The organism is Nitrosospira sp. Nsp2, assembly GCF_003050965.1.
Classification (GTDB): Bacteria; Pseudomonadota; Gammaproteobacteria; order Burkholderiales; family Nitrosomonadaceae; genus Nitrosospira.
In genome coordinates, this window is the sequence record NZ_QAOU01000007.1 from 123,228 (window position 1) to 136,250 (window position 13,023).

Here is a 13,023-nt window from a genome sequence, read left to right on the forward strand (position 1 = left end):
TATCAACGCTTATTAAACTTCGTTAACCCGTAACTGTACGTGAACCGTCGGATTCGTAATCAGTAGGTCGGAGGTTCGACTCCTCTCAACAGCACCAGATCCAATCCTTTGATTCCCAGGTACCCTGACCAGCGGTCCCTCTGCGCTCCTAGGTAGCGGAAATAGGTTTGGCAGGACTGCCAACTTCAAGGGATCGAGTTCTTGTTGCAGACCGCGCTGAACCTACTCCAGGCCGTGCTGAACCTACTCTAGATTTGCATTTTTCAGCTTCGATAAAATACCCGGCATATTGCTGTGTAACACCCCACGCCGCTCGCCGCTAGAGCGATGTCTACGTTGTTATCCCGCTGCATCGCCAATAAGCGCACGCGCTTGGATGAGCAGGCTTCGAGAATCTCTCTGATCGCGAGACCGCCCCCTTATCTAGCGGACGACCCGCCGGGAAAAGTGTCGAATTAAGCTTACCTTAAAACCCGGGTTGTGTAAGCGTTTTGGCGTTTGAAACGTTCATCCCTTCTTCTTGAGTCACAAAGCACAGCCAGGTGATTGGTAAAGGAAATCGATTTCCTACAACCCCTCTTTATTAATCAGGATTTTGTTGATCTTCTTTGCCCAATTTTGCGAAAAAGGGTTTTGTAGATGGGAAAGCGTTTGAGCATTAAAGGTTGGCGGTTTGTATCGTTGGCTATGTGGCTGGGGTTAATTGCTTTGGCACCGCCCGCGATTGCTGATAATGCCGTCAGATTAAGGATACTGGTCATTACGACCGGTGAAATCGCGGAAGATATGGGATTTGCGTATATCAAACCCTTCCTTGATGAAATAGGCGTGCCGTATGACGTGTTAAACGCCGCGACAGAGGATCTGACCGCTGCTGTACTCGCCTCTTCTTCCACCGGAGGCAGCTGCAAAGCCGAGGACGCGGGTTGCGTCGGCAACTATAATGGCATCATTCTTACCGACGCCGACCTGGTGCCCGGCTTCACTCCATCCGAATGGGACATCCTGCACAATTACCAGAAGAACTTTGGCGTCCGTCAAGCCGTTCTTTCAGGATGGCCGGCCACGTATTCGGATCCGCAGACCCCTTATGGGGTCTATCTCGATTACGGTCTGGTCTATTCGTCCAGTGGAACGGACTACGAGGGCCGGTGGACGGTGCCTGCCAGTTACGGCATGGAAGTGTTTGAGTATGTGAATCGCGCAAATCCATTTCCAATTACGGATTTTGCCTTCGCAGCCAATCCTCGAAATGATGCTAGGGCGCTACGGGACGGTTCTGTGCCCCGGGTCGAGCCCCTCCTTAGAACACAGAATGGGGAAGCCCTGCTATCGATCGTTCGTTATATGGTGGCTCCCCAGATCCAGCCGGTACGTGAGGTGATGATCTCGACGATTACTAACGCCGGGTTCCTCGTTCATTCAAAAGTGCTTGCCTATGAGTTCATCAACTGGGTGACACATGGGGTCTTCGTTGGTGCACGCTTTGTTCATATGGCGGTCCATGTGGACGATTTGTTTCTTCCTAACCCCGTTTGGGATACTGCCGTCAAGGCGATTAACCCCGCAAATACGTATCGCTTGAACAGCGTTGATGTTAACAACGCGGTGAGCAAACAGGCGGCCTTCCGTGCCGCACACCCCGCAGCCGGGGCGTTCAAGCTGGATTTTGCATTCAATGGTGCGGGGGCTGTGGTTGATCCAAAAGCTGTGAGATTGACTGCAAACTTCGCAGACGACCTGGTGCGTGCGGTTGTCGTCAATAAACGAAATTTCCGCTTCATTAACCACACCTTCACTCACGCGGCAATGGATAAAGCGGGGGTTCGCGCTGATGCTCCTTGTGATTACGCAACTTTTACCAGCGCCGCGGACATTCGAGCAGAGATTCTCAAGAACCGGATGGTTTGGGGGCTTCTGGGTCTTCCCGACAGAAGTGAAAACAACCGGGTACTCGTGAGCGGGGCTCACTCGGGCCTTAAAGACCGCAGGTGCACCGATAATCCTGCCCTGCATCGAGATATGTTCAACGTCCAGGCGGACGATACGGCATTTGACGGCGGCGGCGCGAACCCCCTATTCCTGGAAGCGGCGGCTAACACGGGCGTGGCCTATCTTGCCGCGGACTCATCGCAGCGGGCGCAGAACGTCGAACAGTACATCGCGCAATACGAAGATCACAGCCCGATGGATCGACTTATGTTGCCGCGCTGGCCAACCAATATTTTTTATAATGTGACGAATCCAGCTCAGTTGGAAGATGAGTACGACCACATTTACCATGGGCGATTTGTTAATTCGGGGCAAAACCCATGTGAAATAGCCGGAGCGCTCTGCTCACGCCGAAGTTATGCGGAAATCCTCGCTGTGGAAGCCGATGTGGCATTGCGACATATGCTTACCTTTAATAGATGGCCTCATTTTTTCCATCAGACGAACCTGGCGAGATATGATGAGAGCGGTAACACGCTCCAATTCGACTGGCTCAACGCGGTTTTCACAGAATATGAGCAGCTGTTAACACTACCGGTCAAGAATCTTCCCTATTATCTCATCGGCGACCAAACCGCAGCGCGCCTCAACCTCAAGTCCGCGGCTATTCATGCGACATGGGATCGCGAGACCAACCAGGTTATGCTGTTCGCGAACAAGGCGATACTTAACCTTCCGGTAACGGGTATTTCCGGTGGCGAGCTTTACGGGGGTCAATTCATCCGCGAGGTTGCCGTAGATAACATGCCCAAGGCGTTTCCGGTCGACCGTGCGCTGAGCCAATGAGTAGCAGCTCCTTTTTTGATCTGGTGGTAAAAAGCCCACTGTTGAGAATTTTCGAATGGTGGACGACGAGTTATGCGACCAAAACCATTGTTACCATGCTAATTGTTATTGGACCTGTAGCGACTGTCAGCTGCGCCGCGGAGCTTACATATACAACTACGGACGCGTCCCCCGGGTTGGCCCAAACCAAGGAAAAGGTTGGTGAAACGCGCGATCGAGCTGCTGATGAGGAGAATAGAAGGAGGATACGAAAGGAAAACGACGCTAAGTCCAACGCGCGGGAACTGTATTATCCTCAGCAGGCCGCTTCGTTGGCCAAACAGTATAAAGAGACGGCGGCGGTTGTTGCCCGCCAGGGGGGCGACCCGCAACCGCTCCTTGACGCCGCCGCTTATTTCGAGAGTCTGTCCAAATAATTATTGTCGAAATAATTATTTTTCTATTGAATGATCACGTAGATCAGCTCAGTAAGCTGGGTTTTGGCTAGCTCCTGCGGAGGCGAAGCTTGCACTCTATGATACGTCACCACCGAGTGCAGCAGCATGGTCTATTCGGATTTGCCTTTGTCGTGCCATCGGCAAATGGCGGGTCCGTGGCACTCGACGTTATGAATTCAGCACTATGCGAATGTACACGTTGTATCCCCCCGCTCTGCACCACAAGCGTGCGCCCCGGCGAGATCGGCCCTTAAACCCTGTTCGCTACGCTGAGCGCTCGGGTATATCCGGGAGCGGGTAGGGGACTTCGGCTTGAAAGAACTTGCATGCAGGATATAGGCGTACTTCAGTCCAATGGTAAATCTTGCGCATGCGGTTAAGATTCTGTTTGTCAGTTGCGCCCAGGTTTGGGCATTTTGCCCTCAACGCGACGAACGAATAAAATAGAAGGTCTTTTGATTTCGCGCTCGGGGTTTTTTACCCCGCTTGGCGATAAGCAAGAGCGAGGTTGTATGGTGTTAATCTGATAAGTAGAGAATGACTATGTCCGACATGTTGACGTTCGATCAGACCTATGAGCTGGCGGACATGCTAATTAGGAAGGCGACCAAGGAGCAACTGGCGGAGTGTGCGCGATTGCTTGCCTTGAACCTCGCACATCACCAGATGAAACAGGGGGAAATACCAGTGGACGAGACTCTGGCTTCATTGCGATCGTTTGAACGCAATGACGAGCACCTGAAATTGCTAATGGAAGGAATGCTCAACCTGATAGGGGTTCTCCTGAACGTGTCCGGCGACTTGGAACAGGTGAAGCACTGATAATTTCGAGAGGTCACCTCGCTGAAGGGCAAGTGAACTCTTGAATTAATTGGTATTGTAGTAGTACTCGGCCCAGCCAATTGCCCTTTGTTTCTGGTTGGTGTCCGCCCAGTGGGGCAGAGCTGTCTCCAGCAGGCCTTACGGTCAAAAGACATTTGCCTCGCGCAACATCGTTGAACCATACAAGGGTTCCGATCAGCTTCGCGTTAGTATTGAACAGCACGAGTTCCGCTTCCTAATTCACTCCGGAAAATAGTCGCTTTAAGCTACTCCTGAGTATGCGCTCACTTTCAGGTCCGGTTCGACCGGTCGCGGTTCTCCTCTTAATTTAGTCACCCTTACATGGCTCTGCGTTTGAATGTAAAAAGGGGAAGCCCCTGGGACTTGTCTCGCTTAATGGTGGAGTTATGCCTCTAGGTAACAGGTCACAATATCTTGCTGCCGGAGTGAGCAAGCGGGAAGCCTGGTCATGGGCAATGTTTGACTTTGCGAATTCCGGCTATACCACAGTTGTAATTACTGCAATTTTTAATGCGTACTTTGTTGGGGTAGTAACGAACAATCAGGACTGGGGAACATTCGCGTGGACCGCATCGCTCGCGGTTTCGTATGCGTTGATCATTGTGGCCGCCCCGCTGGTCGGAGCCTATGCTGACGCCCATGCTGCAAAAAAACGGTTGCTGTTGCTGAGCACCGTGGGATGCGTTTCATTTACGGCGCTGCTTTATCTTGTCGGCCCCGGCGATCTCTGGCTGGCAATTTTGCTGATTGTTCTCACTAATTTTTTTTTCGGTTGCGGCGAAAACCTGATTGCGGCGTTTTTGCCGGAACTGGCACAGAGCAGGGCGCTCGGAAAAGTATCGGGCTGGGGTTGGAGCCTCGGCTATATCGGCGGACTCGTCAGCCTGGGCGCATCACTGGCGTATGTCACATGGGCCCAGGAAAGGGGAATGCGGGCCGATCAATTCGTGCCCGTAACAATGCTTATAACGGCAGGGATTTTTGCGGTAGCGTGTATTCCCACGTTTCTTTTTCTAAAAGAACGAGCCGTACCTCAACCGCATCTTTTGGCACAGAGCGCAGGGCGTGAAGCACTGGCACGGCTCAGGGGTACGCTTCATCAGGTTCGTGAGTTTCGTGACCTGTTGCGTTTTCTTGCCTGTCTTGTGTTCTATCAGGCAGGAGTACAGACCGTCATCACGCTGGCGGCAATATACGCGCAACAGGTAATGCATTTCGATACGGCTGACACAATGTTTCTTGTTCTGGTAGTCAATGTCACCGCGTCAGCCGGGGCCTTTGCCTTCGGTAGCTTCCAGGACAGAATAGGTCATATTCCGACGATTGCGTTGACCCTTTTCGGATGGCTTCTTATGGTATTGCTCGCCTGGTCCGCAGAAAGCCGATCGATGTTCTGGCTGGCGGCAAACGTTGCCGGAGTGTGTCTTGGCGCTTCTCAGTCTGCCGGACGCGCCTTGGTTGGTTATTTCAGTCCGAGCGCGAGGCGGGCCGAATTTTTCGGACTATGGGGGCTGGCGGTCAAGCTTTCATCAATAATGGGCCCAGTAACTTATGGAGCGGTTAGCTGGATTTCGAACGGCGACCATAGGCTGGCGATGCTGATAACCGGCGTTTATTTTGTTATCGGCTTGGCGATATTGATGACGATCGATATAAAAAGGGGGAGGGATGCAGCGCTCGAATCCGACGCAGTACCGGCAAGCGCGGTCTGATTGGGTTGAACTCCCAACGTGACACGGACCCGCGTCGCGGTTGGATTTCCTCTTGGCCGATCCGCCAGCGCGCGGCTCTCGCCTGTTTTATCCTTCGCTACCTCCCTCTAGCTGGGGCTAATGATGCATCTGATGATGGTCGTGTCCGCTATGGTTCCCTGCCGGTTTCTTATCCTGTGGTTTTTTGGCAGCTTTCGCCTTGGGTTTTAGCGGTGTAAAACGGGCGGATTGCGCCTCCTGATCCGGCAGCTTGATAAATGTGATGATGATCGTTTCGGGAGTAACCGTGAAGTCTCCCGTCCCCTTTAGCATGTTACCGCCCGCCGGCTCCAGCTTAATCGAGCTTTTTGGCTTGCCCTTGCCTACTTGAATGCTTGCCTTCCCCACCCCTCCCTCGCTACTAATCTTCTTATCACTATGATCTGCTACGTATAGCACGATCTCGTTGTCCTTCGTCACAAGTTCCAGGTGATAAGGTCCGGCCATGCGCATCTGTCCTCCATTGGGAGCAGCGATAGAGTCGAAATATTCCTCGGTATGCGCAGCGGCGGGCAGTGATACGGCCAGCGTAGCAGTGATAAAGACGATGGCCAGCGATTTACTCATTTTTCTTCTCCTAGTGGGACTGATTAAAGGGGCGTACGGGGACATGTGGGGCACGGCCGGTCGGGGCGGCTTTATTACGCTCGTCTGCCCGGCACAGAGCCACGCGAAACGAAGTTAATGCACATGGTCGCCTGGTGGGGGGAGTATTTCCTTTTCGCGATTGAGTTGTGCGACCTGCTGCATGAGGGACTGGGGATTGCTCCAGCCGGGGCCATCGGCATCGGCAATCCAGCGTGCGCGCAGATAGCCGAAGCGGTCCACCAGGAACTCCATGTGCTCGGGCAAGGTGCCCGGACCCAGCAGGTCGGGCTTGCTCAGGGTGCGACGGAACAGGGCATAGCTTTTCACGATCTCGTGGGCGCCTTCGGTCACCACCGGGAAGGGAACCTCCGCCTTGATCTGGGCCAGCTCCTGCGCATCGGGATCATCCTCGGGCACGGCCAGGAGCACTGTGTTGGCGCGCGCAAGCTCGGTATGGAGCTGCTGCAGCTGCTCCATCCGCTCGCGCGATTGCGGCCACGAGAACAGCACCAGCAGCACGTTCTTCTGGCCGCGGAAATCCTTTAACGTGCCGCTTGAGCCATCGTGGGCGATGTAGGAGAAATTGGGCGGGCCCATGGAAGGCTGGGGCTGCTCGGGCTTGACGCTGGGGCTCATCAGGCGCGCCTGATAGCCGCGCGACATGGCATGCAGGTAATTGACCACATCCCAGCGATCCTCTTCGGAGAGCTTGTCGGCAAATACCGGCATGCCGGTATCGGGGATGCCGAAGGTGAGCCAGTGGAAGAAGTCGCCTGCGGTATGCTTGGCGGTGTGCGGTTCGGTGAGCATGTCCACCGGTGGCTTGGCAAAGCTCTTGGCCATGACGCCATCGCCCTTGCCCTGGGAACCATGACAGGCCACGCAGTTCTCGGCGAACAGGGCCGAGCCGTTGGCAATGGAGATGGTGTCAAACGGCACCGGGGTCTTGCGATAGGTTTCCGGATAGGCGTCGATGGCAAGCGGCGGCAAGCCTACGCCTGCGGCCAGGGCCAGAAGCAGCGCCGGGATGCCGAAGCGGCGTTTCTTGTCCCATTTTTTGAGATTGCCCAGGGTGAAGATCACGCCGGAGAGCAAGAGCAGCGCCACACCGCTCCAGACCCGCATCATGACGGCCTGATCGCCCCAGGTGGCGGCGATGGAGAAGCGGAAGGAATAGGGCCAGGTCTGGATGAGGGCGTGCTTGGCTGGCACGGTGTTGGCCACGATGGTGGCCAGGAGCACAATGCCTAAGGCGAGCACGAATTCGAAGCTGACCCATTTGCGCAGCCTCTGTCCGCCGGCTTGCGCCAGGTTAGAGTCAGCACGCTGGGACAGCAGCGGCAGCCAGGTGGAGCGGGCGCGCGCGGCAATGATAAGTACGATCACCAGCAGGGCGATCTTGGCATCGAGCAGCCAGCCGTAGGAAGTGGCCACGAGCGCGCCATAGCTGGTGTCGACCATGCGGTCGGTGATGATGACGCCGGTGGCAATCACCGCCAGCATGACCGGCAGGGCCATGGCGGAGAAACGCTTCAATGCCTGGGCATCGGCCATGACCGCTTCTTCGCGTGACTGGAACAGGGCATGGATGCGCTGGATGGCTTCGGTCTGGATGCCCGCGCGCATGGAGGGCTGGCTGCCCGTCGGATTGCCCGGATTGGATGAGGCAGGCTCGGTGCAGGCATAGCACACCACCAGGAAGGCGGGCAGGGCGCCGAACCAGACGCTGGCCAGGATGATGTGCAGGGCATAGGGCAATATCGATACCACTGACAGTTCTTCGGCCGCGGAATGGCTGGCAAGGGAGCCGACAGTCAAGGTCAGGGCGGCAGCGGTGGCGCACAGCACGTATTTCCAGCGCGCACGCTCGGAGTAGCGCAAATAGAGGGCGATGGCGGTGACGATCAGGGCGCAGATGACCCGCCCTATCCATATCTGTCCCATGCGGGTGTTTTGCAGGAGTGCGAGCCAGGCTTGCGGGCGCCAGGCGTTCTCGCTGATGCCGGTGGCCTGTGCCGTGGTGGTGGCTAAAATGCCCAGCAGCCCGATCAGGAGGATCAAGCAGAGCCAGGGAAGCAGGCGCTCCAGGCGGGTAACCCAGGGGGAGTGGAAGGTCCCGGCGATTGCCAGAAAGACGCAGCCGCCGACCAGGATCATGTTGGACGCGAGCTGTAACCAGCGCAGGAGCGTCGCGATGACCTCGATCATTTCTCTTGCGCTTTGCTCTTTACTGTGAAGTCGTAGGACGTGTCAACTACGTGGCCGTCCACCGACAGTACCCGGAACTTGACTGTGTATTTGCCCGGCGCCAGTTCCGGCAATGCCAGAACTATGGCCTTGGGGTCGTCTGCGGCAATCGTGGGCTTGGCATCGGTCACCGCGGCCTTGGCCCCGTCAAGCACGGCAAGCGAGGCGTAATCCTTTTCGATTTCTTCGTTAAACCAGAGCCGCACTTGCGCAGGCGGCTGGGAGAGCACGGCGCGGCGCGCCGGCTCGGCCTTGACCAACATGGCGTGCGCCAGCACCGGGGCGCTATGCAGGCTCGCTCCCAGCGCCATGATCAGGGCGCTGCCCATCATGAGCCGCTTCAGGACCGGAATCATCAATGGTTGCATTCTTGCTCCTCGTTCTGACCGCCGCGCTCTCGCGGGCAAATGCCCCTGTTGGCGGCGCAGGTATGGTTGTTTGACTGCATTGCTTCAGTTTGGTTCTAGCACAGCCGCAACCGCAGTCCGGACCCATGGGCCCAGGTTCTGCGAAACGGCTGCGCCAGTGTTATGCGGCGCCCATATCGGCCGATTTGCGCCCGCGCAGGAAGAATACCACGGCGGCGACCACGAGCGCGGCAATGCCGACGATGAGGTAGGGCGAGGTGCCCTTGGGTTCGCCTACCGAGAATGGGAAGCGTGACACATATTCACCCTTTTCACCCACGGTCACGAGGCCCACGAATTTGCCAGGCTGGGCAAACTGGTATTCAAAGTTGATGGAGCCATTGGGGTAGACCTTGGCCGGAACGTGCAGGATGGTGATGCCCTCCAGGTTTTGCTGTTCTTCCGGTCCAGGCTGGCCGCCGCCGGGGCCGGTGTCGCGAATGATGCGCACTTCGGTGGGCAGGGGACGCAGGGCTTCTTCGATGTAGTCAAGGGCGACCACGGTGCGCCCGGTAGCCGGAATGTCTTCGCAGAATTCCTTCTCCTGGGTACTATCCGGCTGGTAACCGGTAAAGTGCATGGTGTAGGGGCCGATGGTAAGTTTGCATACGTCGTCAGCCAGGGAGAGTCCGCCGTGGGCCTGCACCTGCGCGGCGTATGGAAGGCCGATGACAAGCATCAGGCATACGAAGGCCGGCTTGAGAAATTGTAAGGACATTATCAAAATCGCCTATAAGAATTGAGGAATCGTCTATCTGCTGTCTATCTACTTTTGGTTGCCTATGAGCGGCGCTGTGCGCGCCAGCGTTCCACGCGCTTGGATTTCATGAGTTTGTATCCCAGCAGGGTCAAGAGCAGCAGGCCGATGAGCGGCACGACCGCGGCGCGGAATATGTTGCTGTAATTGACCATCTGCACTCGCAGGGGGTATTGGTAGCGCAAGGGCGGAAGACCCTCGGCGGTAATGATGACGGTGTAGAGCCCCTGATCGAGGCTCGTCTCTCCCCTGATGACGCCGTCAGGATGGACGCTCGGACGCACGTGGGAGACGGTTTCGTCTTCCTCTGCGTTGGTGCCTTTTATCACCCGCATGCCGATGGACATCTCGCGCATGGCAGGATCTATGAGGTCCACTACCAGGGTGGTGTCTCCAATCTTGGGTATTTCGGTGCAGTATTGGGCGCTGGCGTCAAATTGCGGCTGGTAGGCGCTCAAATGCACCATGTTCTCGCCTATGCGGCGTACGCAACTGTCTTCTTCCATCGATTCTCGTCCATGCGCGGCCACGTTGCCGGCATAGAGTGCCGCAATCAGGATGAGCGCGCCTGCCTGTGTCACTTGCCTAACCACGAAAGAATCCTCTCGCTTGCATATTACAACGCTGTTCGCTATCGGCTTTCCGTCCCCGCTATTTTAGCGCCGGAGCGGAGTCATTGCTGTTGCGGTTGCCGTTTTTATATTTCTTACGCGTTAAAAAAACACCGATCCACCTTTCCGTCTGTTGACGGCGGCGGACCGGTGTTTTGAGGAACCTTTCGTCTACAGGTTCCTCAGGTTTGCTTAGAGCTTGGTGAAGACCGGTATGACTGCACCGGCTATGCTGTTGATGTTGCGATCGCCAGCATCGTTCCAGGTCATGAGCAATCCGCCAAACCGGCTTTCCGGGTCACCCAGGAGCGCCATCAGCCGTTGTACTTCCCACAGCGCATCTTTCGCTTCCATCTTGACTTCGCGTGTCTCGCCCGGTTGGAGCGGGGCGTCGTTGTCAAACGAGAGTCCGGTGGCAACCAGTTCCTTCGGATAGTTGCGGTCCAGATGCTTCAGGCCCACCTTGTTGATGAAGCGCACACCCGCCGTGGTGAACTCGCCGATGCGATAGGCCGTATCCCCGCTGTTGGTCACAGACATCGTCACCCGCAGTGCACGCCCAGGTACGTCATAGTTGGCGTGGGTCACTTTGATGGCGATGGGGTTGGGTTTCACCGGCAACGGCTGAACCTTGGACTCACCCGCCTGGATCGGCACGGTGTAGGGATGCTTGGTCTCGGTGTAACGATACCCGCCCCATACGATGCCAAAGGTCAGGATGAGGATGATCCACGCCATCTTCTTGTCCATGGGATCGAGCAGAAGCTCGTCGCCATAGGCCAGCAGTACGCGCGAACGCGGCAGGAACATGGGCCGCGCAACGTAGTAGCCGATCCAGAAACAGCCAAGACCCAGCCACAGCAAATGCCAGAAGATGCCGTTGCTGAAGTTGAAGGTCTCGGTGTCGATGGTCTCGCCCGTCAGCAGTTTGATCGGGTTGGTGAAGTCATCCCAGCTGCCGGTGATGTTCATCCAGGCGGCAGGGCCTGCAATCGGGCCTGCATCCTTGATGTTGACCATGGCATGCATGTGATGGCGTCCCGGAATCCGCGCTTTGAGTTTGGCTTCAAACGCGTAGTCGCGGCCGATCTCAAGCGGACCCGAGATCATGGTCGGCTCACCGTTCAACTTGGTGCTAAGCCGTACGAACACCGGGCTGGGGCTGCCTACGTTGAAGAAGGCGCGTCCAGGTTTGCCAACGGCCCGCGGCCAGTCTTCGGCAAGGTGGAATTTGCCGGTCATGGATGCAAGATCGTTGACCTTGGTGGTCTCAGGCTGCCATTTCATGTCGTACCACTGGATGGTACGCATGCGCAGGAATGGCTCCTGCGAGCGTTCACCATGCGCTGCCGCAGGCTGGATGTCGAGCATCAGGCCCATGGCCAGCGCGGCTACGCCGCACAGGCCCAATACGCCCTGTTTGATGAGGTGTTTTGTGTTCATTTATTTGATCCCCTCGGGAAAGCCTTCTTCGCCAAATGCGGTGACGTCGTTCTTCATGCTGACGCGGCCACGGGCGCCTTTTACGTAGTAGAAGGCGGTGCAGTAGACTTTGCCAAAATACCACCACACGCAGAACATGAGCATGGAGACGAACGCGGAGAAGAATGCGGCAATAACCGTGGTGTGGCCGCCAAACGTTCGCAGCGAGCCTTGTTCGATCAGGCGCACGTACTCAGGCGTGCCGGTGCGTACATACAGGAAGCCGGTGTAATCGGCTAACGACAGCAGTACGCCTTCAGCCACGAGCGGCAGGTGGGTGGGGCCAAATATCGGCCAGTTGCCCGGGTAGAACAAAAGACCAAATGCGCCGCCGCCAATCAGGGCTGTCACCATCCAGTTGCGCGTGAGCAGCAAGACGGTGTCCATGACCAGCGCTCCAGGTATCATGGTGGAGGGGAATACAAAGTTGATGGGGTAGTGTGACCACCAGTAGAAGCCCCAGTAGCGGGTCAGCCATTCGCCAACCAGCAGGCAGACGATGCATAGCGTGGCCCCAAAGGGCAGTCTGTAGTTGACCCACAGGTAGTACATGATGGCGGCACAGTAGGTGATGCCCACGATCGGTGTTACCACCGGCCACCATTGACGATCCTTCCAGTCCAGCCAGAAGTCCCAGTCGCCTGCCAGCAGCATAAAGTGCATGTGGTAGGTTCCAACCAGCAGTATGCATAGAATCGGGAAATATACCGCGTCTATCATCCTGGACATCTTTACTGCTTCCGGCGGCATCTTGGCCGCCTTTAGTATTTCATCTGTTCTGCTCATCGCGCCCTCCCCTCAAATAATCTATAAATCTTTAAACAGAATGTTGTGCTGCCGTGCTGCTGTCTTGCCTGCGGCCTCTACCCGGGTGCCTTCCCCTTCGTTCGTCTCTGGCTGCCCGTGCAGCGCTGGCGCTAGGATCCTGCCAGTGCCTGGCCGCTGTCGCTGCGGCCGCTCCTCTCCCGGTGTTCCGGGGCGGGGGGCGGCCGCAGCAGGACTTTCAATCAGCCTCTTAACCGATTAAGGTACGATCCGGTTGTTGAGGATGACTTTGCTCTGTCCGTTCCAGACAACATCGGTCAGGTTGGAGTAGCGGGTGATGATTTGTGCTGCAATGCC

The 13,023-nt window shown here is 56.4% G+C and carries 11 protein-coding genes and 1 pseudogene; 4 read left to right on the forward strand and 8 right to left on the reverse strand.

Annotated features, from left to right (window positions below):
• Positions 1–639 precede the first annotated feature (639 nt).
• The 4 genes from C8R31_RS13825 to C8R31_RS13840 all read left to right on the forward strand — a co-directional run bounded on the left by C8R31_RS13825 (position 640) and on the right by C8R31_RS13840 (position 5,770).
• Positions 640–2,778 (forward strand): hypothetical protein, encoded by a 2,139-nt coding sequence (locus tag C8R31_RS13825; RefSeq protein ID WP_107694657.1) that lies wholly within the window; start codon positions 640–642, stop codon positions 2,776–2,778.
• Positions 2,775–3,194, forward strand: a complete 420-nt coding sequence (locus tag C8R31_RS13830) for a hypothetical protein (RefSeq protein ID WP_107694658.1) — start codon at positions 2,775–2,777, stop codon at positions 3,192–3,194. The genes C8R31_RS13825 and C8R31_RS13830 overlap by 4 nt, the downstream gene beginning before the upstream one ends.
• Before the next feature lie 558 nt (positions 3,195–3,752).
• The gene (locus C8R31_RS13835) at positions 3,753–4,037 is read left to right on the forward strand and encodes a hypothetical protein (protein ID WP_258192714.1); all 285 of its coding nucleotides are present in this window, start codon (positions 3,753–3,755) and stop codon (positions 4,035–4,037) included.
• A 407-nt stretch (positions 4,038–4,444) separates the two neighbouring features.
• Positions 4,445–5,770 carry an MFS transporter gene (locus C8R31_RS13840; RefSeq protein ID WP_258192715.1) on the forward strand — a complete coding sequence of 442 codons (1,326 nt, stop codon included), beginning with the start codon at positions 4,445–4,447 and terminating at the stop codon, positions 5,768–5,770.
• A gap of 117 nt (positions 5,771–5,887) precedes the next feature.
• Here C8R31_RS13840 and C8R31_RS13845 read toward each other — a convergent pair whose 3' ends face one another.
• The 8 genes and pseudogenes from C8R31_RS13845 to C8R31_RS16670 form a co-directional block, all read right to left on the reverse strand.
• Positions 5,888–6,376 carry a hypothetical protein gene (locus tag C8R31_RS13845; protein ID WP_107694660.1) on the reverse strand — a complete coding sequence of 163 codons (489 nt, stop codon included), beginning with the start codon at positions 6,374–6,376 and terminating at the stop codon, positions 5,888–5,890.
• Positions 6,377–6,490: 114 nt separating this feature from the next.
• Positions 6,491–8,605, reverse strand: coding sequence for a CopD family protein (locus tag C8R31_RS13850; RefSeq protein ID WP_107694661.1), 2,115 nt, complete (start codon positions 8,603–8,605; stop codon positions 6,491–6,493).
• Complete coding sequence (locus C8R31_RS13855) at positions 8,602–9,012, reverse strand: copper resistance CopC family protein (RefSeq protein WP_258192716.1); 411 nt, start codon at positions 9,010–9,012, stop codon at positions 8,602–8,604. Before C8R31_RS13855 ends, C8R31_RS13850 begins: the two co-directional genes overlap by 4 nt.
• Before the next feature lie 160 nt (positions 9,013–9,172).
• A complete protein-coding gene (locus C8R31_RS13860) occupies positions 9,173–9,730 on the reverse strand; it encodes a hypothetical protein (protein ID WP_107694679.1) in 558 nt (185 codons plus the stop codon).
• 101 nt (positions 9,731–9,831) lie between these two features.
• Complete coding sequence (locus C8R31_RS13865; RefSeq protein ID WP_107694662.1) at positions 9,832–10,401, reverse strand: hypothetical protein; 570 nt, start codon at positions 10,399–10,401, stop codon at positions 9,832–9,834.
• Between the two features lie 210 nt (positions 10,402–10,611).
• Complete coding sequence (locus C8R31_RS13870) at positions 10,612–11,862, reverse strand: methane monooxygenase/ammonia monooxygenase subunit B (RefSeq protein WP_107694663.1); 1,251 nt, start codon at positions 11,860–11,862, stop codon at positions 10,612–10,614.
• On the reverse strand, positions 11,863–12,687 hold the full coding sequence (locus tag C8R31_RS13875; RefSeq protein ID WP_107694664.1) for a methane monooxygenase/ammonia monooxygenase subunit A: 825 nt from the start codon (positions 12,685–12,687) through the stop codon (positions 11,863–11,865).
• Between the two features lie 237 nt (positions 12,688–12,924).
• A pseudogene (locus tag C8R31_RS16670) lies at positions 12,925–13,023 on the reverse strand (methane monooxygenase/ammonia monooxygenase subunit C); the annotation flags it as partial.

What these genes read in the sequence shown, in the direction of transcription:
- C8R31_RS13825 (WP_107694657.1), top strand. Translation starts at nt 640, where the DNA reads ATGGGAAAGCGTTTGAGCATTAAAGGTTGGCGGTTTGTATCGTTGGCT.
- C8R31_RS13830 (WP_107694658.1), top strand. Translation starts at nt 2,775, where the DNA reads ATGAGTAGCAGCTCCTTTTTTGATCTGGTGGTAAAAAGCCCACTGTTG.
- C8R31_RS13835 (WP_258192714.1), top strand. Translation starts at nt 3,753, where the DNA reads ATGACTATGTCCGACATGTTGACGTTCGATCAGACCTATGAGCTGGCG.
- C8R31_RS13840 (WP_258192715.1), top strand. Translation starts at nt 4,445, where the DNA reads ATGCCTCTAGGTAACAGGTCACAATATCTTGCTGCCGGAGTGAGCAAG.
- C8R31_RS13845 (WP_107694660.1), bottom strand. Translation starts at nt 6,376, where the DNA reads ATGAGTAAATCGCTGGCCATCGTCTTTATCACTGCTACGCTGGCCGTA.
- C8R31_RS13850 (WP_107694661.1), bottom strand. Translation starts at nt 8,605, where the DNA reads ATGATCGAGGTCATCGCGACGCTCCTGCGCTGGTTACAGCTCGCGTCC.
- C8R31_RS13855 (WP_258192716.1), bottom strand. Translation starts at nt 9,012, where the DNA reads ATGCAACCATTGATGATTCCGGTCCTGAAGCGGCTCATGATGGGCAGC.
- C8R31_RS13860 (WP_107694679.1), bottom strand. Translation starts at nt 9,730, where the DNA reads ATGCTTGTCATCGGCCTTCCATACGCCGCGCAGGTGCAGGCCCACGGC.
- C8R31_RS13870 (WP_107694663.1), bottom strand. Translation starts at nt 11,862, where the DNA reads ATGAACACAAAACACCTCATCAAACAGGGCGTATTGGGCCTGTGCGGC.
- C8R31_RS13875 (WP_107694664.1), bottom strand. Translation starts at nt 12,687, where the DNA reads ATGAGCAGAACAGATGAAATACTAAAGGCGGCCAAGATGCCGCCGGAA.